The sequence below is a fragment of the Nguyenibacter vanlangensis genome, assembly GCF_013376155.1.
In the GTDB taxonomy this organism is placed as follows: Bacteria; Pseudomonadota; Alphaproteobacteria; order Acetobacterales; family Acetobacteraceae; genus Gluconacetobacter; species Gluconacetobacter vanlangensis.
This window is the reverse complement of sequence record NZ_JABXXP010001002.1, coordinates 1-808: the sequence shown is the minus strand read 5'-3', so window position 1 is coordinate 808 and position 808 is coordinate 1. Positions and strand designations below refer to the sequence as shown.

Annotated in this window: 1 pseudogene; it reads left to right on the top strand. The window is 70.9% G+C overall.

Annotation, left to right across the window (positions count from 1 at the left end):
- A pseudogene (locus HUK84_RS20795) lies at positions 1-573 on the top strand (nitrilotriacetate monooxygenase); the annotation flags it as partial.
- Positions 574-808 lie beyond the last annotated feature (235 nt).

The following is an 808-nucleotide window of genomic DNA, read 5'->3' as shown; positions in this document are numbered from 1 at the left end:
CGCGCCGACGTGCTGGACCGCGCCGCCCGCCACGGGCGGGGGGAGGCGCATCTGCGTATCCTGCCGGGCCTGGCGCCCTTCGTCGGCGAAAGCGACGACGACGCGCGCGCCAAATTCGAGACTTATCTGCGCTATCTGGACCATGGCGACAGCCTGCGCGGCCTGTCGGCCTATGCCAGCCTGGGCGTCGATCTGTCGGCATGGCCCCGGGACCGCCCGATCGAACTGGGCGAGGTCGCGGAAACCAACAGCCATAAGAGCCGCCAATCGCTGATCGTGGACTGGATCCGCCGCGACCGCCCCACCCCGCGCGACGTGCTGCGCCACTTCACCCGGGGCGGGCACCGCATCATCGTGGGCACGGCGCGCGAGATCGCCGACGATATCGAAGGCTGGTACCGCACCGGCGCCGCCGACGGCTTTAACATCATGTTCACCTCGGCCCCCGACGGCATCCGCGACTTCGTGCGCCTGGCGGTGCCGGAACTCCAGCGCCGGGGGTTGTTGCGCACCGATTATACCGGCCGGACGCTGCGCGAGAATCTGGGCCTGCCGGACCCGGCCACGCCCTGACCGTCCGCGCCCGCAGCCCCCCATCGGGCCCGCACGCCGCAATCAATCGAGCAGACGAATGCAATCGACAAGAAAGAATCGCGCCCCCACGCCGCCGTCCATCGAACGGACCGCTACGCACCTGATCCTGGCCCTGGCGTCGCTGCATCTGTCCACGCCGCGCGCGATCGCGGATGACGGCACGGCGAAGGCCACGCCCCGGCCCGCGCCTTCGGCATCCGCGCCCGGCGAGGCA